This is a genomic window from Streptomyces sp. NPDC049585 (assembly GCF_040675615.1).
GTDB classification, from domain to species: Bacteria; Actinomycetota; Actinomycetes; order Streptomycetales; family Streptomycetaceae; genus Streptomyces; species Streptomyces luteosporeus.
Genome location: NZ_JBFAPE010000005.1, coordinates 206,379 through 230,924, shown reverse-complemented (window position 1 = coordinate 230,924; position 24,546 = coordinate 206,379). Strand labels below are relative to the sequence as shown.

Here is a 24,546-nt window from a genome sequence, read left to right as displayed (position 1 = left end):
ACCGGCGGAAATCGGACATCGCCTTCGCGCAGACCGGGGCGTCGGCCGGGCGCCGGCCGGGCGCCGTCAGTGCTGGGTGGTGGCGACGGCGAGCCCGAGGCCGATCAGTGCGATGCCGCCCGCGCCGCCGATCATCGACAGACGGCGTTCGGAGCCGGCGAGCCAGCTCCGGGCGGCCGACGCGCTCAGGCCCCAGGCCGTGTCGCAGATCAGGCCGATGCCGGCCGGGATCAGACCGAGGAGCATCATTTGCAGCGGGATACGACCGGCCTCGTGATTGACGAACTGCGGCAGGACCGCGGCGAAGAAGATCAGGCCCTTGGGGTTGGTGGCCCCGACGAGGAGGCCGTCCAGAACGGTGCGCAGGTCGCTGCGTCGCTCGTCCGCCTGAGCCGTCAGACCGGTGCGCAGGCAATCACGGTGGCGGAACGCCTGCACGCCGAGATGGACGAGATAGGCAGCGCCGGCCAGCTTCACCACTGTGAAGACGGTGGCCGAACTCTGGGCGAGGCTGCCCAGACCCAGGGCGACGGCGAGGACGAGGGCGTAGCAGCCCAGAAGGTTGCCCACAACGGTGGCGAGCGCGGTACGGCGGCCATGGGCGAGGGCGCGGCCGACGACGAACAGCACGCTCGGGCCGGGGATCACGATGACGACGAGGGACATCGCGGCGAACGCGAGAAGGCTTTCGGTGCTCACCATGGGCCGGTACTTCCTGATCTGTGCTTACGTCGAGCGGGTGACCTGCGCAAAGACGGTGCGCGGTCTGCCCTTGAGCCTGATCGACACGGCCGGATCCGATCAACTGATTGTGAAATCCTGCAATCGTGATCACCCTGCGCTTCACGGAGACGGCCGAGGAGGACATCGCCTTCTCCGTCTCACCCTTGCTCGAAGCCGTCCACTCCTGGCACGCGCTGACCGACCCCGGGCACCATGCCCTGCACGTCCCGTGGGTGCGGCGGTGCCGCCGGCTGCCCGACGCCCTGCGCCGGCGGATGCGCGAGCACGGCTTCGTGGTGGCCGACTACATCCCCGCGTTCTTCGAAAGCCGGGCGGGCGATCACGACGCGGACTTCACCGACCAGCTCGCCGCCGTACGGGCGGTGCCGCCCGCCCTGCTGGCCGCCGACCTCGCCCGGACCCTCCTCATCGCCACCCGGTACGCCGGATGCGACCTCGTCGAGGACCCCGCCACCCGCGACGCGGTCCTCGCCGAACTCCACCGGACCGACCCCGACCGGGCGTCACGCCTGAGGGGCATCCTCACCGACCCCGTCCCCGTCCTCGACGACACGCTCGAGGTCCTGGAGGACTACTGGAGTGCCGCCTTCGCCGACGAGTGGGAGCGCATCGAGCCCTCCCTCTACGAGTCGATCGCCCAGGCGGGAGCCCGGATCGCCCACCAGGGCCTGTTCCCGATGCTCCGCACGCTGGTCCCGCAGATCCGCATCGACCCGGCCCGGCGGACACTCCGGCTCGACCGCCCGCACGAGCACGACATCGCCGTCACCCGCGAGCGCCCCGTGACGTTCACCGCCAGCCACTACGTCTGGCCCCACGTCCGCCTCACCTGCGAGACCCCCTGGCCCCTGCGGATCACCTACCCGGCCCTGCCCCTCGCCCCCGCCTCGGCCGCCCGCCCCGCCAGCCAGGAAGAGATCCTCACCACGCTGCGGGCCCTGGCCGCCGCGCCACGCCTGCAGATCCTCACCCACCTCGCCGCCCAGAGCCGCACCACCCAGGAACTCGCCACCCTTCTCGGCCTGTCCCCGTCCGTGACCTCCCGCCACCTCCAGCAGCTCACCCAGGCAGGACTCACCACCACCCGGCGCGAGGGCTACTACGTCCTCTATTCCCTCGCCCCCACCCGCCTCGACCAGATCGCCACCGCGCTCACCACGCTCGTCGCCGCCCCGCAGTGATCTGACTCACAGGCTGTCACAGCGGCTGTCGGCGCGGCGTCTTGTGGTCGAACAGCGGAAAACGGAGGAGGCACCATGGCCGGTAACACGCATGTGGTCGTGATCGGTGGCGGATACGCGGGCGTGATGGCCGCCAACCGGCTGACGCAGCGCGACGACGTGACGGTGACGCTGATCAACCCGCGCCCGGGCTTTGTCCACCGGGTCCGCCTGCACCAGCTGGTGGGCGGGTCCGATGACGCGGTGGCCGCCTACCGGGATGTCCTGGCCGGGGGCGTCCGGCTGGTGGTCGACACGGTGACCCGGATCGACGTGGCCGGGCGCAGCGCGACGCTCGCGACCGGCGGCGCGCTCGACTACGACTACCTGATCTACGCCGTGGGCAGCGGCAGCGCCGGCCCGGGCGTGCCCGGGGCGGCTGAGTTCGCCTACCCGCTCGCCACCTTCGAGGAGGCGCAGCGGCTGCGTGCGGTTCTCGACGTCGTACCCGTGGCGGCTCCGGTGACGGTGGTCGGCGCCGGCCCCACCGGCATCGAGACCGCCGCCGAGCTGGCGGAGACCGGCCGCGCGGTGACCTTGGTCTGCGGCGGCGTTCTCGGTCCGTACCTGCACACCCGCGGCCGACGCTCGGTGGCGAAGCGGCTGGCCGAACTCGGTGTGACGGTCATCGACGGCTCCGACGCGAAGGCGACGGCGGTGACCCGCGACGCCGTACGGCTCGCCGACGGCCGTGAGCTGCCGAGCGAGGTCACCGTCTGGACCGCCGGCTTCGGTGTTCCCGACCTGGCCGCGCGCAGCGGGCTGAGCACCGACGCCGTGGGCCGCCTCCTGACGGACGAGACGCTGACGAGCGTGGACGACGCGCGCATCGTCGCGGCCGGGGACTCGGCGGTACCATCCGGCCTGCCACTGCGAATGAGCTGCCTGAACGCGACGCCGCTGGGTGCACGGGCCGCCGACACCGTGCTCAGCCGACTTTCGGGTGAGCAACCGGAGAACCTCCACCAGTCGATGTACGCCCAGTGCATCAGCCTGGGCCGGAGCGCGGGCATCTACCAGTTCGCCAACAGGTCCGATGTCGCGGTGGGGCTGCACATCGGCGACGGCCTGGGCGCCAGGATCAAGGAACGGATCTGCAAGGGCATCCCCGAGCACCTGGCCAGCGAGGCGCGCAAGCCGGGTTCGTTCAGCCTGCACCGCATGCCGGGAGGTGTCGTCAAGCGTCGGCAACAGCTGCGCGCCCACCGTGCCGGGACACCGACCGCCGCGGGCAGGGCAGCCTGATCGTCGGCCGGCCGCCGCCGAGCTGCAACCGTGCAGTTCCAGCACACCTTGGTACGGCTGCCGGCCGTTCGCAGCCCGTGGATGCGCACGATCAGCGCGAACCGGATGGTCTCGCATCGATTGGGGAGGAGGGCGGCGATCAGGCCGGTGACGTCCATGCGTTGCCCAGAGCGGAGCTCGCCGGCAGGGCCGGGCACGGTGCTCCAGAGCATGCCGCCTGTCAGCGTCCGCGCCTGCCGAGGCCCCGATGGCGGCGCTCCGCGGTTTTCGGCGTGGCGGAGCGGGCGGTAGGTGTCGGTCAGCGCGCCGTCACCGTTGGAGTCGCTGGCGGGTTGCACCTCCGAGGCCAGGACCCGGTGAAGCGGAACGGACTCCGGTACGCGAGCGCTCTCGGCGTTATCGTGGCTGCATGGACGAGAAGCGAGCGCTTCGCGTCGTGGACGCGCTGCGGCAGCGGGGCACGGATGCCCACCTGGCCCGCGAGGGCGTCTACCGGATCGGTGTGCGCGTGGTCCTGCATGACGGCCGTGAGGCCCTCTGGGACACGGACGACACGGCCGGCCTGGAAGCACAGGTCATGCGGGACGGCGTCCTGGTCGGCTTCGTGCCGTGCATCGAGGGTTCCGAGGACTTCGACGTCGACCGGACCGTCGATGCGATCGTCCGGGCCGACTACGACCAGCCGATCGCCCGCGAGCGGCCCACGGCCCCACCGCCGTCCGCCCCACTGCCCCGGGAAGGCGGCGTCTTCTGCCGCTTCCTCGGTGGCTTCCGAGAGCACTGAGCCGTCTCGGGCCTACCGCGGCGGGGACAGCGTGCACATCCCAGCACGGGGCCGGCAGTGCGCCGCCGCGAGGGACGGGACGAGTCACAGTCCGGATTGGTCAGGCGAGGCGCCGGCGTCGGCCCCCGCTTCCGTGCCTGCGTCTGTGCTCGCATCCGCGTCGGTTCCGGCGTCGGTTCCGGAGTCCGTGCCGGCGTCTGTTCCCGCATTCGTGCCAGTCTCTGTCTCCGCATCCGTCCCCGGGTCTGGTCCAGAATCCGTACCTGCGTCCGTTCCTGCGTCCGTTCCCGCGTCTGCCGCCCCCGCGTCTGCCGCCCCCGCATCTGTTCCTGTGCCCCCGTCCTGCGGTGCGCCGGCATCACCGGCGGGCGTGTCGTACTTCAGGAACCCGTTCTGCTGGATGATGGCGACGAGGGTGTCTGCGTACCGGGGGTCAGTGGCGTAGTGACCGGCTGCCACGGCTCGTGCGAAGGCGATGCCGTCGGTGGTGCGGAATGCCGGGGCGTAGTTGGAGTTGTTGCGCAAGAATGCGCCGTGGTCGCGGAACGAGTCGGTCATGGAATCGTAGGAGCGGAAGTTCGCCTGGACCGTCGTGTCCTGTCCGTTGATCACCTCGCGGGTGGGCAGGGCGACGAATCCGGTGGCGATCGAGCCCCATGTGACCTTGCCGTTCACGGTCTGCGCCTTGATGCCGAAGTAGTTGTTGGCATTGCCCATATGGTGTGCGCCCCAGCCGCTTTCCAGGATGGCCTGGGCCAGGGTCACCGAGGCCGGGACCTGGAACTCTGTCTGGGTCGCACGGGCGGCGTCGATGGCTTCGTTCAGGAACTGCTGCTGAGCCGGGGTGAGCGTCATGTCGTCGCTCCTTGTCTAGGAAGGGCTTGCCGCCGGTGGGTCGGCCGGAGGCAGCACCGGCAGTGGGGCGCACAGGGCTGCGACCACCTGCATGCCCGCGTGGGTGTAGGACTTCGTTCCATCGGTCCCGGGGGATGCCTGTGCCCCTGCCAGTGAGAGCGGGCCGATGGCGCTCGACGGGGCCGACAGGGCGTTCTCGGCGTCGGGGGACCAGTTCGCGACCACGGAGAGGTTACGCACCACGATCAGTGCTGCTGGTATCGCGTAGACCTTGAGTCCGAGATCGGGAGCCATCGCGTTGGTGTCCTGCGGCGGTGGCGGGACCAGGGCCCCCTTGACCAGTCCTGGCACGTACCAGCCGTTGTCCGACAGGAAGACGCCGTTCCACCACGATCGGCCCCCCAGGATGCGTTGGAGCGTCACGCAGGTGTGTTCCAGGTGCAGGCTCATGGGCATGGAGTCCGAGGCCGTCAGGTCGGCGACGGCCGTGGTGTCGTCCGGTGCATCCGCTGTCTGCTCCGGAGGGGTTTGGTCGGCTTCCGGCGCGGGGTCACCGGCCGGGGATGTCTCGGCGTTCGAGTCGCCGCGCAACTGCCACAGTGTCGTGTCGACCTTCGGCAGGGCATCGGCTGTTGTCGAGTCGGGGCTGGGGGCGGCGCTGTCCGGGCCGGGTTGCCCGTCCTCCTGCCCGGGTACTCCGTCCTCCTGGCCGGGCTCCCCGTCTTCCTGCCCGGTCGGGGAGACGGTCGAGTCGAAGACTGTCCAGTACTCGGTTCTCTCGGGCAGCGGCCAGTCGTCGGGCTGGCAGACGATCGGTTTGTCGCCGCCGGGCGGTCCGTAGGCGTCCTGAGCGGCGGAGATCTCACCGGCGATGCGTTGCCACGCATCGCTGTGCATCTGTGCCAGGGGCTTGGCCCACTGGACGACTTCTGCATAGATGTCCGAAGCGTTCCTGCTGCTCACCGAGTCGATCGTGGCCGTTGCGGGGCTGATGAGAAGCGGGTTGTCGAAGCCAGAGCGCAGCCAGGCGGCCAGCTGGGTGACGTTGACCTGCCCCTGCTGGACGATGCCCGAGGGGACGGGCAGGTCGCCCGGCAGGAAGGCCAGCGACGTACTGGATGTCGAACCGCCCCCGTAGCTGCCCACCAGCGTCGCCGTGAGCTGCTCGGCGATGGCGCCGAGCTGGTCGGAGTCGCTCATCTCGGTTCCTCATGGCGCCGGTGCCGCCGGCGGCTGCTGGGGCTGGGCGTCGGTCACCGGCGGTGCGTCGACTTTGGGGGATGCGGGCTGGATCTCGCCCACCCAGCCGACGATCTGCGAACCGGTCAGCGTGAGCGTGCCGCCGTTCCCGCTGCGCTTGAAGCTCCACCCGGTCCTGCTGGAACTGTCCGCGTCGGAGCCGCCACTGGCCTGCTGCTCGTCGTGCTGGAGGGAGGCGTTGGCGCACAGGTACGACACCGATGCCCCGAAGGAGTCGGAACTGCTCTGGCCGCCACCGCTCGCCTGGTCCTGGGCCTGGTCGAACGCGTCGGCAGCCGTGCCCCAGTCGTTCGCCTCGATGGTGACGTTGCGCATGATGACGAAGCCCTTGGGGAGCAGCGGCAGGATCTTGCTGTCGTCCTTGAGCTGGCCTTCGACGGTGCCGTCGCTGATGCTGTTCTTCGGGTGGCCGACCAGGTACCAGCCGTCCATGTGCAGAAGATCCCCGAGCAGCCAGGGGCGTTCGATGCTCGCGAGGAAGAATTCACAGTGGACCGTGGCGCTGGTCGCCATGTCCTGGTGGCAGTTCCACCCGGAACTGCCGCTCTGGGCAGAGAAGGCATTGCTCGCATCGCTGTGACTGGCCCCGGCGCTTCCGCCCCACAATCCCACGCTGACGCCCACGCTGCCGCTGGTCGACGACGACTGCTCGTTCCACCAGTTGTTCGAGTAGCTTGACGCGCCCGAACCACCGGCTGACGAATAGCGTTCAGTGCTCGCATCGATCTCCTGGATGCCGAAGGAGTCGTCCGTGTGGTCCCACCAGGAGATCGGGCTGATGTACGACCACGGGACGCCGACCGCGATCTGGCCCCCGAGCTGGATCTTGTAGGCGTCGTAGAGCTGATGGGCCTGGTCCACCAGAGCGGCGATGGCGTTCTCGCCGACCGTCGCGATCGTGTGCAGGGCGTCCTCGATCTCCCGCCGGCCACAGGTGTCGAAGTCGTTCTTCGCCTGTGTCACGTCGTTGGCGAGACTCGCCGACGCCACGGGCCACGCCTGCCCTTTGACCGGGTCGGCCATCGCCTCCGCGTTCTCTTTCGCATAATTGCCGACGGCGTCCTGCCACGCCTTCTGGTACTTGCGGTACTGCGCATAGAGCGGGGTGTAGCCCATCGGGTTTCCCTTGGCGTCCTGCAGGAACAGAATCTTCTGCGCAGCCGCGACCGCATCCAGGACCTTCTTGTCCGGCTGGCCCACCATCACCGGCTGCATTCCCTCCAGGATGGTGAAGTACTCGACACTGACGCGGTGCTCCGGCCACGCGGAGGCGACGCCGTTCTTGGTGATTTCCAGCATGTTGTCGACAAGATTCGCCGTAAACATGGCGTTCTGGATCGAGTTCTGCAGGACCGGATCCGGGCCCACCACCTTGGGCGGCGGATAGACCGCCCCGGTCGGAGCCGCCCCTCCGGCAGCAGGCGTGCCGCCGGCGGCCGGCGTGCCGACGAAATTTCCGTCGGCGTCGAACTGGGCGGAGGAATCGCCCCCGCCAGGGGTCCACGGGTTGGAGAACATCTTGGGGTCGACGGGGTAGCCCATGGGCATGTGCATATAGACCGCAGTGCTCGACGGGTTCCCGTCGGGCCCGACCTGGGAGGCAGCCACGTAGTTCTGGACCTGGTCCAGCGCATTGAGCAGTGCTTTGGTGATGCCGCCGACCGTGTCGAGGCTCTGTTGCATCGTCTCGGTCATCGTGCACCCCTTTCTCAACTTGTCTGGGATATCAATGTCACCGTCACGGTCTGCATGGGGGAAACCACCTCGTGCGCAGGCGGGTTCTGTGCGGCGATGACGCCTGTGTCCTGTGCATCCTGCGGCACCGACAGTGACAAGGAGGATGCACTCATGGTGCTCTTCGCCGCTGCCACGGTCATTCCCACCAGGTCGGGGACCGGGATCTGGGGTCCACCGTTCAAGGCGGTCAGAAGGTCCTTGCGAGCGGCTTCACTGTTACGTGAGGAGAAGTAGAAGGCGACAACGGCCGAGGCGAGTGTCGCAACCGCTCCCAGAAGCAGTGTCTGTCGCTCCGGATTCGCTCCGTCGAAGTGGACGACAGCCGCCAACAAGGCCAGTGAAGTGATCAGGACGAGTGCCAATGCGCTGCGGACGATGCCGCGATCGCTCCGGTTCAGCGCGTTCAGCGCTATCTTGGCACCCAGGGACACCGCCGACATGGCGATGGCGAACCAGAATATTGCCCAAATGAAACCGCTGGACGCTGCCGCCGCGTTCACCGTGGCATGCGCGTGGAGGAGGTCCGGCGGAACTTGAAGCGGGGTCAATTGAATGGAGGACATTCCCACACCTCCGCACCTCTTGGTCCATGTTATTCAGTGCTCGGGTCGTGCCGCAAACGCGGCCGCGTGCATCATGTTTGACGTGGGGTCGAGGAAGGGGCCGGCAAATCGGTCGGGATCGGCTCGTGCGCCGTAATGCTCGCGACTCTGGACCGTCTTCGGCTCGGGCACCGTATGGGACGACAAGAAGGAACCGGCGGGCGTATCTTGGGGAGAGTCACCGTTCCAAGAGACGGAGGTTCTCTTCCCCGAGGGAGGTTGCCGTGATGGCGCCGCCCGCGGGGTCGGCCACGATGCCGGATGCGGCGCGGGCCGGCAGGGTCCCGGTGACCACGCCGTTGGTGACCAAGCCGACGACCCGTCCGCGCCCGGCGGGAGGGGCCGGTGACGCCGCGAAGGCCACCAGCGTCTGCGCCGTCTGCGGTCCACCACGTTGCCCAGCGGTAGGAGGAAGAAGAGTCCGGGCTCATGGCGAGGTCGTGGCCCATGGTCACCGGGAGCGGCCGGAGGTGGACGTTTGCCACCACGGCCCCGCAGGCGACGGCGAAGAGGACGCCGGCGGGCGACGGCTGGACCCCGAGGACACCACCGTCCACACGGTGTCCACCCGGTGACCTGAGCCGGGCGCGTCCTGCACACGACTTTCGTTCAGACGTCCTTCGTGCGCGCCAGGAACAGGCTCGTCACCACCCGGAGGGTCACCGTACGGTCGCCCACCAGGCGGGACACGTCGTCCAGGAGAGGCTCCCGGCGGGCCTTGTCGATCAGCCGGTAGCCGGAGTTGGAGGCCAGCAGGCCCACGATGCCGGCCGCCGTGCGGGGGTGGTGGGTGGTGTAGAGGCGGTGGTCGATGGCGGTGAAGCCGCCGTTCGCCTCCATCTCGCGCCACTGCCGGGCCTCGGGGCCGTGGTGGGCCGGGCGGGGGCGGGGGTCGAGGAGGGTGTTCTCGGGGATGTCCAGGCCGTGCCGTTCGTGGGCCGCGGTCAGCTCGCCTGCCAGGTGCTCGTCCTGAAGGAACCAGTGGTTCCAGAAGAGGGCGACGGCGCCGTTCGGCCGCAGCGCGGCCCGTGCCCGGGCCCAGCGTGCGGCCGGGTCGACCCAGTGCCAGGCCTGGGCGCTGTACAGCAGGCCGTAGCGCCGGTTGCCCGGTCGCCAGGCCTCGAAGTCGGCCACCTCCACGGTGACCTGCGGCAATCCGGCGCAGCGCAGGCGCAGTACCTGCGCCATTCGCTCGTCCGGTTCGACGCACGTGACGGGCAGGCCCCGGCGTGCGAAGGCGAGTGTCGCCTTGCCGGTGCCGGCGCCGACCTCCAGGGCGGGGGCCGCGGCCGCAGCGCCCGCGAAGTCCAGGACGTCGTCGACGAGTTGTTCCGGATAGCCGAGCCGGCCGGCGTCGTACTGCTCGGCGTCGTCACCGAAGGCATGGCGGCGTTCCCGGGGCCCGTCGTCCGTCATGGGGCCCACGATACGCCGGTCCTCAGCCGGCCAGTGCGGTGACGACCTCCGCGTGCGGCAGCCGCGCCAGCAGGGCGCCGGGCAGGATCAGCTTGCTGCGGCGCAGGCCGCTGCCGATCAGGACGTACGGCGCGGCGGCCACGGCCGCGTCGACGAGCAGCGGCCAGCCCTGCGGCAGTCCGACGGGGGTGATCCCGCCGTACTCCATGCCGGTGTGCGCCACGGCCGCATCCATCGGCGCGAACGACGCCTTGCGGGCGCCGAGGCGTTTGCGCACCACGGAGTTGACGTCGACGCGGGTGGTCGCCAGGGCGACGCACGCCGCGTACGTCACGTCCTGGCCGCGCCTGGCGGCGATGACGACGCAGTTCGCCGAGACGTCCAGGGGCACGTCGTACGCCGCGCTGAAGTCCGCGGTGTCCGCGACCTCGGGATCGGTGTCGACGACGAGGACGGAGTCGGGCGTCGCGGCGTCGTCCCACTGCCGGAGTGCGGCGGCGACGGGCGCGGCGAGCAGGTCGGTACGGTCCGTGGCCGGCCAGGCCTTCTCGAAGCGGCCGAACGGCGTGGTCGGGGAAGGACGGATCACGCCGTCATCGTAGGGGGCGGCCGGCCGGCGCCCGCAAGGGTGGAGGGTGTTGTCCCGTGTGTCGCAGGGAATGCCGTAGGCACCGTCCGTGCGACGGGCCCGGCCCGTCCGCGGCCGTGCCGACCGTCCGAGGGGAGAGCCAGCATGACCGGTGGCCGGCCCGCCGACTTCGTCGGCTACGCGGAGGTCGTCCTCGGGGCGCTGGCGCGCAGCCCCGCCCGGCCCGTGCTGACCGCTGCCGACGGCCGCGGGATCACCGCGGGGGAGTTGTGCGACGGTACGTACCGGCTGGCCCGGGAGCTGGCCGCGCGCGGCATCGGCCCGGGGGCGACCGCCGGCCTGCTCACCGGCAACACCCCCGAGGCGCTGAGCGCCCGTTACGCCGCGCACCTCGCCGGTGCCCGCGTCGTCCACCTCTACGACGGGATGGCCCCGGAGGTGCTCGCCCGCATCGCGGCGAGCGTGGAGACGACGGTGCTGCTCGTGGACTCCACCCGGCACGCGGCGGCGAAGGAGCTGCTGCCCCTGGCCGGGCGCCCGGCCGTGCTGGGGCTGGGGCCCGGGCCGTTCGGCGAGGACGTCCTGGCCGCCGCCGCCCGTCGCCGCAGCGATCCGCTGCGCTCCCCGGCCGGGCCGGACGACGACCTGGCCATCCAGCACACGGGCGGGACCACCGGCATCCCCAAGGGCATCCGCACCACCCACGGCCCCTACCGCCGCGGCCTGGACTTCGCGCTCGCCGACGCCGGCGACCCGCCCCGCTACCTCGCCTGCACCCCGCTCGCCCGCCTCTCCGGCCCGCTCACCGACAAGACCTTGCTGCAGGGCGGCTCGGTCGTGCTCCAGCTCTCCTTCGACCCCGGTGCCGTCCTCGCCGCGATCGCCCGCGAGCGCATCACCCACCTCTGGCTCCTGCCGCCGCTGCTGCACCGGCTGCTCGACCACCCGGACCTGGACCGGACCGACCTGTCGAGCCTCACGCGCATCACCTACGGCGGCTGCCCCGCCTCCGCCGCGCGCCTGCGCCGGGCCGCCGAGGTCTTCGGGCCGGTCCTGTACGGCTGGTACGGGCAGTCGGAAGTGCCGGGGATCGCCGAGGTCCGCCCGCACGAGCACGGCATCACCGGGCCCGGCGGCCGGATCACCGCCGGCCGCCCGCTGCCCGGCGTCGAGGTCACCATCCGGGACGACGCCGGCCGGACCCTGCCGGCGGGGGAGGTGGGCGAGATCCGGGTACGGGCGCCGGGCACCATGGCCGGCTACTGGAGACGGCCCGATCTCACCGCCGAGGTGCTGCAGGACGGCTGGGTGCGCACGGGGGATGCCGGCTGCCTCGACGAGGACGGCTACCTCTTCGTCGTCGACCGCCTGAAAGACGTGATCATCGTGGTGGGCGGGCACGTCCACCCGACCGAAGTGGAGGAACTCCTCCTGACCCACCCGGCCGTCGCGCAGTGCGCCGTCTTCGGCACGCGCGACGCGGACGCGACCGAACACGTCCACGCGGCCGTCGTCCCCGCTCCCGGCCACCACCCGAACCGCGAGGAGATCGCCGCCTTCGTCACCGCCCGCAAGGGGGCCCTGTACGCGCCGGAGACGCTGCACCTGGTGCCGGAGCTGCCGCTGACCTCGGCGGGCAAGCCCGACAAGGCGCTGCTGCGCCGGACGCTGGGCGGCGGCGCGTAGGGATCAGGGCCGGACAGCCGCGAGGAGGGTGCCGGCCGCGGCCCGGGCGTGCCGGGCGGCGGACGGGTCGCCGCTGAGCGAGGCCGTCGTGATGGCGCCGTCCATCAGGAGCATCATCTGCGCGGTCAGCAGTTCCGGCTCGGCGGGGTGCAGCTCGCCGACGAGGCCGGCCATGTACGCCCGTACCGCGTCCTTGTGCTCGCGCGTCGTGACGGCCACCGCGTCGGAGGTGGCGCCCAGTTCGCCATAGGCGTTGATGAACGCGCAGCCCCGGAAGCCGGGTTCGGCGAACCACGCGTACAGCCAGTCGAAGAACGCCAGCAGCCTCTCGCGCGGGGTGGCCCCGTGCCGGGACGCGTAGTCGGCGAGGTCGGAGCGCCAGCGCTCGTCGCGGCGCCGCAAATACCCCTCCACGAGGTGCGACTTGGAGGGGAAGTACTGGTAGAGCCGCTTGAGCGGCACGGCGGAGGCGGTACGGATCTCGTCCATGCCCACGGCCTGGATGCCGCGCTCGTAGAACAGCCGCTCGGCGGCGTCGAGCAGCCGCGAGCGGGCCTCGTCGTGGTCCACGGAATCTCCCCCTGGCGTTGAGAACGATCGTTCTCTAGGGGAGCGGACAGCGGGAGAACGGCCGTTCTCCCGCTGTCTTCGAGCAGCGAGGAGCCACGCCATGGCCGCACGCCCTCCGTTCCCGCCCTTCGACGAGGAGAACGCACGATGCAAGGTCCAGGCGGCCGAGGACGCCTGGAACACCCGCGACCCCGAGCGCGTCGCGCTCGCCTACACCGAGGACTCGCTCTGGCGCAACCGCGACCGGTTCGTCACCGGCCGGGGCGAGATCGTGGCCTTCCTGCGCGAGAAGTGGTCCCGCGAACGCGACTACGCCCTGCGCAAGGAGCTGTGGTCCTTCACCGACGACCGCATCGCCGTGCGCTTCCAGTACGAGTGCCGCGACGCCACCGGCCAGTGGTGGCGCAGCTACGGCAACGAACTGTGGGAGTTCACCGAGGACGGCCTGATGCGCCGCCGCGAGGCGAGCATCGACGACGTCCCCATTACCGAAGCCGAGCGTCGTATCTTCGGCCCCCGCCCGGAGGCGGAGCGAGGCGTCCCCTTCCCGCTGCGCTGAGGCCCCGTTCCGCCCCGTGCCTCACCACACGGCGAGGCGCCGGGTGCTGTCGAGGGCGGCGGGGTGGTGGGGGCCCAGGACGCGGCGGCGGTCCTGGGCCACGATCGCCAGCAGGCGGGCGGCCCGGGCCCGTTCGCCGGCGTTGTGGAGAAGGCGGGCGTGGCCGTGCCGCAGGGCCAGGACCTCCGGGTGCAGGGGGCCGTACGCGCGGTCGGCCTCGGCGGCCTCGATCACCACGGCCATCTCGGCCGCCGCCTCGGCGGCCGGGCGGCTGCGGCGGACGGGTGCGGCCCCGTCGTGCGACGACTGCAGCGGTTCGAGGGTGACGCGCACGCTCGTGAGGGTGCGGTAGACCGCGAGGGCGTCGGCGGGGCGGTCGTCGGGGTGTTCGGCGAGCAGCTGCCTGATCAGCTCCTGCAGGGGCTCGGGCGTGGCTTTCAGGAGCGGATCCGCCCGCCTGCCGCGCCACCGCCGGCGGCCCGTCAGGAGCTCCTGCAGCAGGCAGCCCAGGGAGTACAGGTCGCTGCGGCCGTCCACGTCGTCGTTGTCCAGCTGCTCGGGGGAGGCGTACACGGGGGTGAGCGGCGGGTATTCGTGGGTCGTCACCACGGTCGGGGCGTGCGTGAGCGCGTCGCTCATGAAGCACGCGATGCCGAAGTCGACGACCTTCACCGCGGCGTCGGTGCCCTCGCCCACGAGCATGATGTTCGACGGCTTGATGTCGCGGTGCACGATGCCCTCGCGGTGCGTGTGGTGCAGGCCGGCGGCGATCTGCCGGCCCCAGTCCACGGCGAGCCGCGCCGGCACCGGCGAACCGCCGACGATCGCGTCGGCCAGCGTCCTGCCGATGCACAGCTCCATGACCAGCACGGGCACCGACACCCCGCCCACGACCTGGTGGCCGAAGTGGCGGGCCTCGACGACGTGCGGCGTGCCCGCCACCTTGACCAGGGCCCTGGCCTCCCGCACGAAGCGCGCGACGTTCTTGGGGTTCGCCGCGACCTTGCGATCCAGCAGCTTGATCGCCACGTCCTCGCCCGTCCTGGTGTCACGGCCGCGGTAGACCGCCCCGAACCCCCCACCGCCGAGCCGTACATCGCTCAGCTCGTACCGATTGCCCAACAGCACGACAGCTCCCCCGTATCCCCCGTACGCCGAGCCCGGCCCCCGAAACCCCCCGGACTGCTGGGCCCAATCCTTCCCGGAAACCCCGCGAAAACACACGGGGAGTCATGCCATGGCATGAATTGCGAGGAGATAATCCGGATTACCGAGAATTCTGAGGCGCCGGTGACGGGAGAGGCGACACGGCCCACAACGGGCCGCATACGGGCACCAGCCCTGCCGGCGTGATCAGCTGGGAGCAGCACGAGGCGCAAGGAGACGGCGTGACGGGCAGCGACCGACCCGACGACAGCGACCGACCCGACGAGAGGCCCGACAAAAGCCTCAACGAGAGCCCCGACGAGAGGCCCGGCGGCAGCGGCGACGGCAGCGGCGACATCGACCGGCAGGACATCCGGCTGGCCGTCGTGATGAACGGTGGCATCAGCCTCGCCGTGTGGATCGGCGGGGTCGCCGTCGAGCTGCACCGTCTCGCCACGGCCCGCGGCCGGGAGGGGGCGGCCCACGGCTACGGGCCGTTGCTCGACCTGCTGCAGGCCGATGCCCGCGTGGACGTCATCGCCGGGACCTCCGCCGGCGGCCTGAACGGCGCCTTCCTCGCCCTGGGCCTCGTCCGCGAACGGGACATCACCTCCCTGTCCGGTCTGTGGCGGGACAAGGGCGCCCTGTCGCAGCTGCTGCAGAACCCGCTGCGCCGCCGGCCGCCCTCCGTCCTCAAGGGCGACTACTTCCTCGACGAGCTCGGCAACGCCCTCCGCGATGTCCTCGCCTCCCCCTCCCGTCCCGGCGCCGCCGGGGAGCGGCCCGTGGAGCTCATCCTCACCGGCACCCTGTGGCGGGGCCGACAGAGCTCCTTCTGCGACGACGCAGGGGTCCACATCACAGAGGTCGACCACGACGCCCGCTTCCGCTTCGTCTCCCGCGACCTCCACGACGACACCGTGGTCGACAAGCTCGCCGTGGCCGCCCGCTGCAGCTCCTCCTTCCCCGCCGCCTTCGCGCCGCAGTGGGTGGAGGTGACCGCGGACACCGATGCGGCCGGCGACGTGTGGCCCTCGACGGCCGGGTGGGCGAACTTCCGTACCTCGCAGCACGTCGTCGACGGCGGCATCCTGCTCAACAAGCCCATCCGCCCCGCGCTGGAGGCCGTCTACCGGCAGACCGCGCAACTGCAGGTGCGCCGGCTGCTCACGTACGTCGTCCCCGACCCCTCCGAGGCCCCGCCGCCCCCCGCCCCGGTCCCGGCACCGGCAGGGACCCGGGCCGCCGAGCCCTCCCCGCGTGCCGCCGACGTCGTCCTCGGCGTCCTGACGCGGCTGCGCTCGACCGACTCCGTCTCCCGGGAACTCGCCGAGATCCAGGGCCGCAACGAGGACGTCCGGCAGCGGCGCCGGGCCCGGGCCCGCTTCGCGTCCGCCCTGACCGCCGCCGCGGAACGCCTCCCCGAGGCGGCCTGGCAGGGATACCTGGAGACGCGGACCGAGTACGCCGCCGGGACCATCGCCCGGTGGGCGGCCACCGGGCAGCTCCCCGCGGCCGTGGGCCGGTGGAGCGAACGCGAGATCGCCGACTGCCTGCGCACCCTGCTGCGCGACCGGCGCGCGCGCCCGGAGACGTTCATCCCCCGCGGGGACTCCGTCGCCGAGGCCGTCGCCCGCACCGGCGCCGCCTGGGACTGGGGACAGACCACCGTCCAACGGCTGCGTGACATCACCGTCGACGTCCTCAGACGCGCGGTCTGGCTGGCACCCGCGAGCTCGCCGCAACGCCGCGCCGTCATCGCCGCGCGCGAGCGCGCGAGCGCCGTCTTCGAGGAGATCCAGGCGGACGCGGAACTGCTGGAGGCCCACTGGTCGCGCACCGGCGCCGCCCTGCCGGCGGCCGAGTACGACGACCACGGCAGGGCCACGGGCGCCGCCGTGCGGCGCCTGGAGGAACGGCTGCGCGAAGCCCTCGCCCGGTGGGACGGCTCGGCCGATCCCGCCTCCGCGGGCTTCGCCGCACGCCGCCTGCGCCGCTACGGCCAGGCCACCGCCCTCGCCGGGTGCCTGGAGGGATGCGCGGACGCCCTGCGCGACCTCGCCGCCGGCACCGTACGCAGCGTCGTCGACCCCGACGGAAGCGAACGCGGGCAGCTCAAGGCGCTCACCGACCACCTGCTCGCCCCCGGGGCCGCCGTCCTGGAACGCATGCTGTGCCTGGAGGTCGTCCAGGAGTCGTACGGCGGCGTGCAGCGCGCCGTGGAACAGGAAGTCGAACTCGTCCAGGTCTCCTCCCGCAGCCCCCGCCTGCTCACCGGCAGGCAACTGCACCATTTCGGCGCCTTCTACCGGGCGTCCTGGCGCGTCAACGACTGGATCCACGGACGCATGGACGCCGCCGCCCACCTGACGCGCACCCTGCTGTCCGCCGAGCGGCTGCGGCAGGTCTGGGCGGGCGCCGACCCCGCACCCGCCGCCGACCGGCTCGCCGCGGCACTGCAGCGGTGCGCCGTCGACGCCCGCGACCCGGACGACCGGGCGTGGCTGGAGCAGATCTGGCAGGAGCAGTACGCCACCGCCTGCCGCGCCTTCCTGGCCGAACGGATCGTCCCCCTCGACCCCGTGCCGGCCGCGGACGGCCGCGGCCCGCACGACGACCCCCGGTGGGGCCTGTGCGCGCAGGCCATCACCCACGCCGTGCAGACCGGCATCCTCAGAGAAGAACTGCACCTCCTCGCTGACGCGGTCCGGGCGGAGGGCGACGACCGGCCCGAGGACAGCACCCGCTGGCTCGCCCAGTACGACGCGGCCACGGCGGCCGCCGCCGGACGAGCCGTCCCCGCGCCGACACTGTGGCGCCTGTGGACGGCGGCCGGCGCCATCGGCGGCCAGCACATCGCGCAGGAAGCCGGCGGCGACCTCTTCGCCGAGACCGCGGCCCGCACCGCCGCCGTCACGGCGAGCGCCGTCGACGTACCGCGCGTGAAGGCCGTCGGCGCGATCCTCGGCGCCCTGCGCGGCTACACCCTCGCCGTGTGGGCCATGGTCCACTTCCTCACCCGCCCCGGACGCTTCGGCACCAGGGCCGTGCAGCTCGTGGTGGCCACCGGAGCCGTCCTGCTGGCCGTCTCGCTCTTCGTGCCGGGCCTGCCCGTCGGCTTCACGCTCGCCGGCGTGCTCCTGCTGCTCGCCGGCTGGTCGGCCGCCGCGCTGCTCACCCCGGACGTACGCCGCCTCGGCGTCCGGCTGGCCGCCGTCACCCTGCTGGTGGCCGCGGCCGCCGCCTGGTACTTCTACGCCCACCGGCACGACCCCGACCTCAGCCGGACGCTGTGGGGCCTGGCCGTCAAGGCGGGCGCCGGCCTGCTCGTGGTCCTGCTGGGCCTCCTCCTCGCCCGCACCCGCGAACCGCGCACCCGCGAACCGCGCACCGGCGCACCACGTACCCGCCGCCGAGCCTGACAACCGATCTCTTCACCTGGACGACATTCTTCCGTCGCTCGTCCGTCCTTCCGCCCTGCTGACCTTGTTGATCGTCAAGTGGTCAAGCGGTCAAGTGGTCAACGGAAGGACCCGGGTTGATGTCCGACGGACGTTTCCGCAGAAAGCACCTGCGCCTCGCTCCGCTCGCCGCGCTGGCGGCGCTCTCGCTGCCGGCCGTGTCGCTGGGCGGCGCCGGCACGGCGCAGGCCGCCGGGGTGCCCGGCTACGGGACGTGGCAGGCGGATGTGCAGCAGGCCGTGGCGCCCGCCATACCGTGGCTGCGCGACCACGCCACCGCGTCCGCCGCGTCCGGCTCGTCCGCCACGTCCGGCTCGTCCGGGAAGGGGAAGCCGGCCATCGTGCTCGACATCGATAACACGGCACTGGAGACGTACTACCACGAGGGCCGCGCCAACAAGCCGGTCCTCGACGTGGCGCAGTGGGCGCACGCGCACCACATCGCCGTGCTGTTCGTCACGGCCCGCACCTCTTCCTCGTCCGCCCGGCAGCAGCTGCGCGACGCCGGCTACCCGGTGGACGCCCTGTGCACGCGCGAGCACGGCGAGGACAAGGGGGACGGCAAGGCCCGCTGCCGCGAGGACCTCACCGAGGACGGCTACTGGATCACCGCCAACATCGGCAACCGCTCCACCGACTTCGAGGGCGGCTTCTACGAGAAGGGCTTCAAGCTGCCCGACTACGGCGGCCGCCTCTCCTGAGCCCCCGCCACCGGCTGCGGTAGCGTGGCCGGATCCAGGGCGAGCGGAAGGGACGGCGGTGACGGGAACAGGACGGCATCCGGTCCCCGACGTCGTCGCGTACCTCGGCGGACGGTGGACCGTCACCCGCACCCTGGAAGACCTGACGACGGGGCAGACCGGCGTCTTCCGCGGCACGGCCCGGTTCCACGCCTCCGACGACGGCACCTGTGTGCTGCACACCGAGGACGGCGAGCTGACCTGGGGCGGTACGGCCAACCGCGCGGGCCGCACCCTGCGCCTGCTGCCGCGCCCGGACGGCACCGCCGAGGTGACCTTCGCCGACGGCCGTCCCTTCCACGACCTGGACCTGCGCACCGGCCGCTGGACGGTGCGCCACCCCTGCTCCCGCGACCGCTACGACGGCACCTTCACCGTCGTCTCGTCCGACGAGTGGCACGTCCTGTGGCGCACGACGGGGCCCACCAAGGATCATGTGCAGCGATCGGTGTATCAGCGCACGGACAACTGAACCGGAAGGGACGGCAGGCGTGGCGAACAGCGCTCTCCTCGTGATGGACATCCAGCGGTCCGTCGTCGAACTCGCCGACGACGGCTCCGGATACCTGACGCGGCTGCGCCGGGCGATCGGCGCCGCCCGGGCGGCCGGCATTCCCGTGGTGTACGTGGTCATGGGCCTGCGCCCGGACGACCGGGACGTCAGCCCCCGCAACAGGCTGGTCTCCGCCGTCGCGCGGACCGGAATCTTCACCGAGGGCACCCCGGCCGTCGAGATCCCGGCCGAGGTCGCGCCGCAGCCGGGCGACGTCGTGGTCACCAAGCGGCGCGGCAGCGCGTTCTCGGGCAGCGACCTCGACCTCGTCCTGCGGGCCCGCGACATCGACGGCCTCGTCCTCGCCGGCATCGCCACGAGCGGCGTCGTGCTGTCCACCGTCTGCCAGGCCACCGACCTGGACCTGCGCCTGACCGTCCTGGAGGACGCCTGCCTCGACCTCGATCCCGAGGTGCACCGCTTCCTCGTCGAGAAGCTCTTCCCGCGTCAGGCCGACGTCCTCTCCGTCGCCGACTGGTCCGCCGCCGTCGCCCCCTGAAAACGGCCCTCTGGCCGCCCTGAAGTCGGCCCTCTGGCCGCGGGCACGGTCGTACGTGAGGATGACGGGCGTCAGTTCGGATCTTTGCCCGCCTCCGCGCGGGACGGCCCGGGAGGTTCGTCGATCGTGACCCATAGACCGTTACGCACCCTGTTGTGCGGCCTGCTGGCGGCCGTCGCCCTCGCCGCCGGGGGAGTGGTGGCCGGCGGCGGGGAGGCGGCCCGGGCGGCGACCGCCTGCGCGGCCGACGCCGCCGCCCCGGGCCACCGCGGCCGGCCCTCGGGGGACCCGGTGCCCGTCCGGCGCGCCGACGGGCGCGTGGAGCAGTTCCAGCTCTTCTACGACGACCCGGGCCCCGGCTCGTACCTGCCGTTCGTCTGGCACCGGGCGCAGGAGGAACCCGGCGGCGCGTACGGGGAGTGGGAGCGCGTCAGCGCCACGCCCGTCGGCCCCAAGCTCTACCAGGTGACCGCGGTCGAGAACGCCCTCGGCCGGATGGAGGTCCTCTTCCCCTCGCTGGGCGTCTTCTGCCACACGGCCGAGAACGCGGGGACGGACGGCTGGGGCCCCACGGAGGGCTTCGGGCTCGCCCCGTCCCCCTACCACGGCGGCATCGTCCTGTTCCGGGAGGCCGACGGCCGGCTGGACGCCTTCGCGTCGGCGGGCGGCACCGACGCGATGCACACGCGCACCGAGGATCCGGCCACCGGGCGCTGGGGACCGGTCGCGGGCCTGGGCGCGCTGCCCGACCCCTTCGCCGGCCTGAGCCAGCCCTCCTCGGTCACCCAACTGCCCGACGGCCGCCTGCACCTCGTCGTCCGCGAATGGAACCGCGACCGCTTCTGGCAGGCCACCGAGCGCGCACACCTGGAGTCCTGGGAGCCCTGGCAGCTGTGCGCGGACTCCGGGTGCGCGTGAGGCCGATCAGGCTCCTCGGCGGGCGGCGCGTCGCCGCGCGGTGAACAGCAGCGCACCGCCGCCCAGCGCCAGCGCTCCCGCGCCGCCCGCCACCAGGGCGGTCGTGGCGCCGTCGCCCCCGGTCTCGGCGAGCGCGCCGCCCTGGGGCGCCGGCGCGTTGCCGGCCTTCGCCACCACCGCCTGCGCCCCGGGCGTCTCGCCGCCGTGCCCGCCGTGTTCGTCGCCGCCGTGTCCGCCGTGGGCCACGGTCGACCTGCCCGCCGCCTCGGCCAGTTGCTGCTCGCTGGGCGCGGACGCCGCCGGGGCGGCCTGTGCGGCCGCGGCGCCGGGTGCCCGGCCGAAGTCCACGTCGGAGCAGGTGTAGAACGCCTCCGGGCTGTCCGAGCGCTGCCAGATGCTGTAGACGAGGTGGCGCCCGGACCGCTTCGGCACCGTGCCGTCGAAGACGTAGCTGCCGTTGCGCAGCGGCGGGTCGGTGACCTTGGCGAACGGCTTCGCTTCGAGGTCGGACCACTTCAGCGGCTTCTTCGGGTCGTACCCGTCCTTGGTGAGGTACAGCTCGAAGGTGCCGCGGTGCGGGGCGGTCGTGCGGTAGCGGAAGGTGTGGGCCCCGGGGGCGAGCCGGGTGCCCGGCCAGTCGGCGCGCGGCAGGTCCAGGCCCTTGTACTTCGCGCGGCCGGCGCTGCACAGCTTGCCGTCGGGGATGATACGGCGGTGACGCCCGGCGGCGTCCCCGATGTTGACCTCGTTCCAGTCGTACAGCGGCTGCGTACCGCCGGCCGCGACCATGGCCTTGCAGGCGGCCGAACGGGGGTGCTCCGGGCCCTCTGCGAAACACGCGGACACCCGGCTGACCGGGTCGGTCAGGGAGCCGTGGGCGGCGGCGGGAGCGGTGGACAGCACCGCGAGCGAGAGCGTCAGCACGCCGGAGGCGGTCGTCGTCGCAGCGGTCGTCCTTAAGGCGGTACGGGGACGGATGCGCATGGGGTCTCTCCTGGTCGTACACCTGTGGGGGTGCCCCGCACGCACGGCGGTGATGTGGGGGGTGGGGTGCCGTGCGTGCGGGGCGGTGGGGGGTGGGGAAATGGTCCGGGGACCTCGGTACGTGCGGCACGCTAGCGGCCACGAACCGGACGAAACGGCCGATCGGGCTCCCGGGCCGGCTTCTTATGGTGGCGTTAAGGAACCCATCGGCGGCCGTTAATGCCGCACCCGGCCCCGCCCGGCCAGGCGCCGCACCCGGCGCCGCATCCGCCGGCGGCGGTCGCTGCGCCGGGTCCCGCCACCGGCCAGCGACAGCCACACGCGCACCTCCGCACCGCCCAGCACCGAGCGCCCGATGCGCACGTCGCCGCCGGTCGACTCCGCGACGCGCCGCACGATGTCCAGGCCCAGGCCGGTGGAGCCGGTGCCCCCCGCCCCGTGGCCGCGGCGCAGCGCACCGTCGGGGTCGGTGATGCCGGGCCCTGCGTCGGAGACGAGCACGATCAGGGCCTCCTCGCTGCGGTGCACGTCCACCGCGAACGCGGTGCCCTCGGGGGTGTGCCGGAAGACGTTGCCGAGCAGGGCGTCCAGGGCGGCGGCGAGTTCGGTGCGGGCGACGGGGACGCGCACGGTGGCCTCGACGCCCGCGAGCCGTACCGTGCGGCCCTCGTCCTCGGCGAGCGCGGACCAGAAGGCCATCCGCTCCCGGACCACCTCGCAGGCGTCGCAGCCGAGCACGGGCCGGTCCTTGTGCCGGCCGTCCTCGCGCGCGGTGCGGATCAGCTGGTCCACCTCGCGCTCCAGCTGGGCGACGGCCGCGCGGGTCTGCTCGGCGGCCGGCCCGTCGCCGAGCGAGGCGGCGTTCAGGCGCAGCACGGTCAGGGGCGTGCGCAGCCGGTGCGAGAGGTCGGCGGCCAGCTCGCGCTCGCCGGCCAGGAGGCGGACGATGTCGTCGGCCATCGAGTTGAACGCGACGGCCGCGGCCCGCAGTTCGGCCGGGCCGTCCTCGCGCACGCGCACGCCCAGCCTGCCCTCGCCCAGCTCGGCCGCCGCCCGGGCGAGCCGCTCGGCCGGGCGCACCAGGCGCTGCCCGAGCCGGTCGGCGGTGGCGACCGACCCGGCGACCAGGGCGAGACCCACCCCGGCGAGGATCAGCCAGGAGGTGGTGACGCCGTTGCCGACCGCGCGGTGCGGCACGTACACCTCGACCACCGCGAACTCGCCGGCGCCCAGGGCGGTCGGCTGGAGCAGCGCGTAGCCCCCGGGCACGGCGGTGATCAGGGAGCGGCCGCGGCGGGCGGTCTCCACCGCGCGCGGCCCGGTGCGGGCGCGCCCGATGACGTACGCCGTGCGGGCCCCGGTCCCCTCCCGGGCGCCGTCGGTGCGCGGCACGTGCACCGCCAGCCGGCCGACCTCGCCGGCCTGCGAGCTGGCCACCGCCCGCTCCAGCCGGTCGCGGTCGGTGGTGATGGCCAGCGCCGGGCGGATCTGGGCGGCCTGCCGCTCGGCGTCGGCGAAGGCGCGGTCGCGGGCGAGCTCACGGACGACCAGGGCGAGCGGCACGGCGAAGGCCAGCACGACCATCACGGTGACGGCCAGGCACACCTTGACCAGGGCCCACCTCACGCCTGCTCCGGCGCCCGCGGTGCCTGGAGGGTGACGCCGACGCCGCGCAGGGTGCGCAGGTAGCGCGGCCGGGCGGCACTCTCGCCCAGCTTGCGGCGCAGCCACGACAGATGCACGTCGATGGTCTGGTCGTCGCCGTACGCCTGCTGCCAGACCTCCGCCAAAAGCTCCTTGCGCGGCACCACGATGCCGGGACGGGCGGCCAGATAGGCCAGAAGGTCGAACTCGCGCCGGGTCAGGTCCAGGGGCACACCGTCGAGTTCGGCCTGCCGGCGCAGCGGGTCCACCGACAGCCCGCCCACCCGCAGCACCCGCTCCTGCGCCGGCTCCCCGGCCGGGACGGCGGTGCCCGCGCGGCGCAGCACCGCGGTGATACGGGCCGTCAGGTGCGCGGCGGAGAAGGGCTTGACGAGGTAGTCGTCGGCGCCGTCGGTGAGCAGCCGTACGATCTCCGCCTCGTCGTCCCGCGCGGTGGCCACGATCACGGGCACGTCCGTGATGCCGCGCAGCATCTTCAGCGCCTGTGCGCCGTCCAGATCCGGCAGGCCCAGGTCCAGGACCACCGCGTCGAAGCCGGTCTGGGCCACTTCGCGCAGCGCCTCCAGCGCGGTGCCGACGCTGCGGACGACGTGGGAGGCCTCGGACAGCTGCCGTATCAGGGCGGAGCGGACGAACGGATCGTCCTCGACGACGAGCAGTTTTGCCATGGGCCGCACCGTACGCCATACGGATGAGGCACCATGAGCCGGATGAGACGAGGCGTGATACAGGCCCTGGCCTGGGCGGCGGCGACCTGCGCCGCCACGGCGGTGTCCTGGTACGGGGTGCGTACGGTCCTGGCGGGCACGGCCTACGAGCCGCCGCGCGCCCTGCCCCTGACCCGTACCGACACCCGTACCGACACCCCGTCATCCGCCGCGCCGCCCCCGCTCGTTCCGGCCGTCCAGGCGCCGGACCCCGGCCCTTCCGTGCCGCCCACCCCACCCGGCACACCGTCGGCACGGCCCGCGGCACCGGAGCCGTCCGCGGCCGCCGGGGTTCGCAGCTTCCCCGTCAAGGGCGGCCGGGTCGTCTTCGACCTCGGCACGTCCTCGGCCACCCTCGTCTCGGCGACGCCCGACGAGGGCCGGCGGATGCGGGTGTGGACGCAGGACGCCTGGATCCGCGTCGACTTCGTCGCGGGCACGGCGACGACGTCGGTGTTCGTCACCTGGAACGGCCATCCCCCACAGGTACGGACCGTGGAGAACTGACCGGGCCGACCTGCCGCGACACGGTCGTACGTGCCCCGCCGGCACCCGTGCCGTGCGCGATGCTGGAGCCCCGGGTAGCCGGCCCGGGCCGAGGAAAGG

General features: G+C 72.6%; 24 protein-coding genes and 1 pseudogene. 12 read left to right on the top strand and 13 right to left on the bottom strand.

The features are described from left to right. Positions 1-66: 66 nt before the first annotated feature. Positions 67-702: a LysE family translocator gene (locus AB0K17_RS08575; RefSeq protein ID WP_365982557.1), complete on the bottom strand. Its 636-nt coding sequence runs from the start codon at positions 700-702 to the stop codon at positions 67-69. A 125-nt stretch (positions 703-827) separates the two neighbouring features. Between AB0K17_RS08575 and AB0K17_RS08570 the strand changes: the two genes are divergently transcribed. The 3 genes from AB0K17_RS08570 to AB0K17_RS08560 all read left to right on the top strand — a co-directional run bounded on the left by AB0K17_RS08570 (position 828) and on the right by AB0K17_RS08560 (position 3,993). Beyond that, positions 828-1,925 carry a DUF5937 family protein gene (locus tag AB0K17_RS08570; RefSeq protein ID WP_365982556.1) on the top strand — a complete coding sequence of 366 codons (1,098 nt, stop codon included), beginning with the start codon at positions 828-830 and terminating at the stop codon, positions 1,923-1,925. A gap of 75 nt (positions 1,926-2,000) precedes the next feature. Beyond that, a complete protein-coding gene (locus AB0K17_RS08565) occupies positions 2,001-3,209 on the top strand; it encodes an FAD-dependent oxidoreductase (RefSeq protein ID WP_365982555.1) in 1,209 nt (402 codons plus the stop codon). A 409-nt stretch (positions 3,210-3,618) separates the two neighbouring features. Next, positions 3,619-3,993, top strand: coding sequence for a hypothetical protein (locus AB0K17_RS08560; protein WP_365982554.1), 375 nt, complete (start codon positions 3,619-3,621; stop codon positions 3,991-3,993). A gap of 84 nt (positions 3,994-4,077) precedes the next feature. Here AB0K17_RS08560 and AB0K17_RS08555 read toward each other — a convergent pair whose 3' ends face one another. The 5 genes and pseudogenes from AB0K17_RS08555 to AB0K17_RS08535 form a co-directional block, all read right to left on the bottom strand. After that, the gene (locus AB0K17_RS08555; protein WP_365982553.1) at positions 4,078-4,848 is read right to left on the bottom strand and encodes a glucosaminidase domain-containing protein; all 771 of its coding nucleotides are present in this window, start codon (positions 4,846-4,848) and stop codon (positions 4,078-4,080) included. A 15-nt stretch (positions 4,849-4,863) separates the two neighbouring features. After that, positions 4,864-6,048 (bottom strand): hypothetical protein, encoded by a 1,185-nt coding sequence (locus AB0K17_RS08550; RefSeq protein ID WP_365982552.1) that lies wholly within the window; start codon positions 6,046-6,048, stop codon positions 4,864-4,866. Between the two features lie 9 nt (positions 6,049-6,057). Next, a complete protein-coding gene (locus tag AB0K17_RS08545) occupies positions 6,058-7,803 on the bottom strand; it encodes a hypothetical protein (RefSeq protein WP_365982551.1) in 1,746 nt (581 codons plus the stop codon). Positions 7,804-7,817: 14 nt separating this feature from the next. Continuing rightward, entirely contained in the window at positions 7,818-8,408 is a 591-nt protein-coding gene (locus AB0K17_RS08540) for a PASTA domain-containing protein (RefSeq protein ID WP_365982550.1), read from the bottom strand. Positions 8,409-8,682: 274 nt separating this feature from the next. Next, positions 8,683-8,935: pseudogene (locus tag AB0K17_RS08535) on the bottom strand (MFS transporter); the annotation flags it as partial. Here AB0K17_RS08535 and AB0K17_RS08530 point away from each other — a divergent pair. Then, on the top strand, positions 8,888-9,022 hold the full coding sequence (locus tag AB0K17_RS08530; protein ID WP_365982613.1) for a hypothetical protein: 135 nt from the start codon (positions 8,888-8,890) through the stop codon (positions 9,020-9,022). The pseudogene AB0K17_RS08535 and the gene AB0K17_RS08530 sit on opposite strands and share 48 nt — an antisense overlap. A gap of 34 nt (positions 9,023-9,056) precedes the next feature. Here AB0K17_RS08530 and AB0K17_RS08525 read toward each other — a convergent pair whose 3' ends face one another. Both AB0K17_RS08525 and AB0K17_RS08520 read right to left on the bottom strand, forming a co-directional pair. Continuing rightward, a complete protein-coding gene (locus AB0K17_RS08525; protein WP_365982549.1) occupies positions 9,057-9,863 on the bottom strand; it encodes a class I SAM-dependent methyltransferase in 807 nt (268 codons plus the stop codon). A gap of 22 nt (positions 9,864-9,885) precedes the next feature. Continuing rightward, positions 9,886-10,449 (bottom strand): YbaK/EbsC family protein, encoded by a 564-nt coding sequence (locus AB0K17_RS08520; protein WP_365982611.1) that lies wholly within the window; start codon positions 10,447-10,449, stop codon positions 9,886-9,888. 147 nt (positions 10,450-10,596) lie between these two features. Between AB0K17_RS08520 and AB0K17_RS08515 the strand changes: the two genes are divergently transcribed. Next, positions 10,597-12,138: an AMP-binding protein gene (locus AB0K17_RS08515; protein ID WP_365982548.1), complete on the top strand. Its 1,542-nt coding sequence runs from the start codon at positions 10,597-10,599 to the stop codon at positions 12,136-12,138. Positions 12,139-12,141: 3 nt separating this feature from the next. Here the strand turns inward: AB0K17_RS08515 and AB0K17_RS08510 are convergent, their stop codons facing one another. Beyond that, a complete protein-coding gene (locus AB0K17_RS08510) occupies positions 12,142-12,708 on the bottom strand; it encodes a TetR/AcrR family transcriptional regulator (RefSeq protein WP_365982547.1) in 567 nt (188 codons plus the stop codon). 100 nt (positions 12,709-12,808) lie between these two features. Here AB0K17_RS08510 and AB0K17_RS08505 point away from each other — a divergent pair, with 100 nt between their 5' ends. Then, a complete protein-coding gene (locus AB0K17_RS08505) occupies positions 12,809-13,267 on the top strand; it encodes a nuclear transport factor 2 family protein (protein WP_365982546.1) in 459 nt (152 codons plus the stop codon). Between the two features lie 21 nt (positions 13,268-13,288). Here AB0K17_RS08505 and AB0K17_RS08500 read toward each other — a convergent pair whose 3' ends face one another. Then, positions 13,289-14,395, bottom strand: coding sequence for a serine/threonine-protein kinase (locus tag AB0K17_RS08500; RefSeq protein WP_365982545.1), 1,107 nt, complete (start codon positions 14,393-14,395; stop codon positions 13,289-13,291). Positions 14,396-14,655: 260 nt separating this feature from the next. Between AB0K17_RS08500 and AB0K17_RS08495 the strand changes: the two genes are divergently transcribed. The 5 genes from AB0K17_RS08495 to AB0K17_RS08475 all read left to right on the top strand — a co-directional run bounded on the left by AB0K17_RS08495 (position 14,656) and on the right by AB0K17_RS08475 (position 20,584). After that, positions 14,656-17,835, top strand: a complete 3,180-nt coding sequence (locus AB0K17_RS08495; protein WP_365982544.1) for a patatin-like protein — start codon at positions 14,656-14,658, stop codon at positions 17,833-17,835. A 119-nt stretch (positions 17,836-17,954) separates the two neighbouring features. Continuing rightward, the gene (locus AB0K17_RS08490) at positions 17,955-18,575 is read left to right on the top strand and encodes an HAD family acid phosphatase (RefSeq protein WP_365982543.1); all 621 of its coding nucleotides are present in this window, start codon (positions 17,955-17,957) and stop codon (positions 18,573-18,575) included. Positions 18,576-18,633: 58 nt separating this feature from the next. Continuing rightward, positions 18,634-19,086: a DUF6314 family protein gene (locus tag AB0K17_RS08485; protein ID WP_365967916.1), complete on the top strand. Its 453-nt coding sequence runs from the start codon at positions 18,634-18,636 to the stop codon at positions 19,084-19,086. 19 nt (positions 19,087-19,105) lie between these two features. Continuing rightward, a complete protein-coding gene (locus AB0K17_RS08480; RefSeq protein ID WP_365967917.1) occupies positions 19,106-19,666 on the top strand; it encodes a cysteine hydrolase in 561 nt (186 codons plus the stop codon). Positions 19,667-19,792: 126 nt separating this feature from the next. Then, entirely contained in the window at positions 19,793-20,584 is a 792-nt protein-coding gene (locus tag AB0K17_RS08475) for a hypothetical protein (RefSeq protein ID WP_365982542.1), read from the top strand. A 6-nt stretch (positions 20,585-20,590) separates the two neighbouring features. Here AB0K17_RS08475 and AB0K17_RS08470 read toward each other — a convergent pair whose 3' ends face one another. From AB0K17_RS08470 to AB0K17_RS08460, 3 genes are all read right to left on the bottom strand, one after another. Next, entirely contained in the window at positions 20,591-21,568 is a 978-nt protein-coding gene (locus tag AB0K17_RS08470) for a lytic polysaccharide monooxygenase (RefSeq protein WP_365982541.1), read from the bottom strand. Positions 21,569-21,784: 216 nt separating this feature from the next. After that, entirely contained in the window at positions 21,785-23,194 is a 1,410-nt protein-coding gene (locus AB0K17_RS08465; protein ID WP_365982540.1) for a HAMP domain-containing sensor histidine kinase, read from the bottom strand. Beyond that, a complete protein-coding gene (locus AB0K17_RS08460) occupies positions 23,191-23,901 on the bottom strand; it encodes a response regulator transcription factor (protein WP_365967921.1) in 711 nt (236 codons plus the stop codon). The genes AB0K17_RS08465 and AB0K17_RS08460 overlap by 4 nt, the downstream gene beginning before the upstream one ends. A gap of 42 nt (positions 23,902-23,943) precedes the next feature. Between AB0K17_RS08460 and AB0K17_RS08455 the strand changes: the two genes are divergently transcribed. Beyond that, positions 23,944-24,447: a hypothetical protein gene (locus AB0K17_RS08455; RefSeq protein ID WP_365982539.1), complete on the top strand. Its 504-nt coding sequence runs from the start codon at positions 23,944-23,946 to the stop codon at positions 24,445-24,447. Positions 24,448-24,546: the final 99 nt, after the last annotated feature.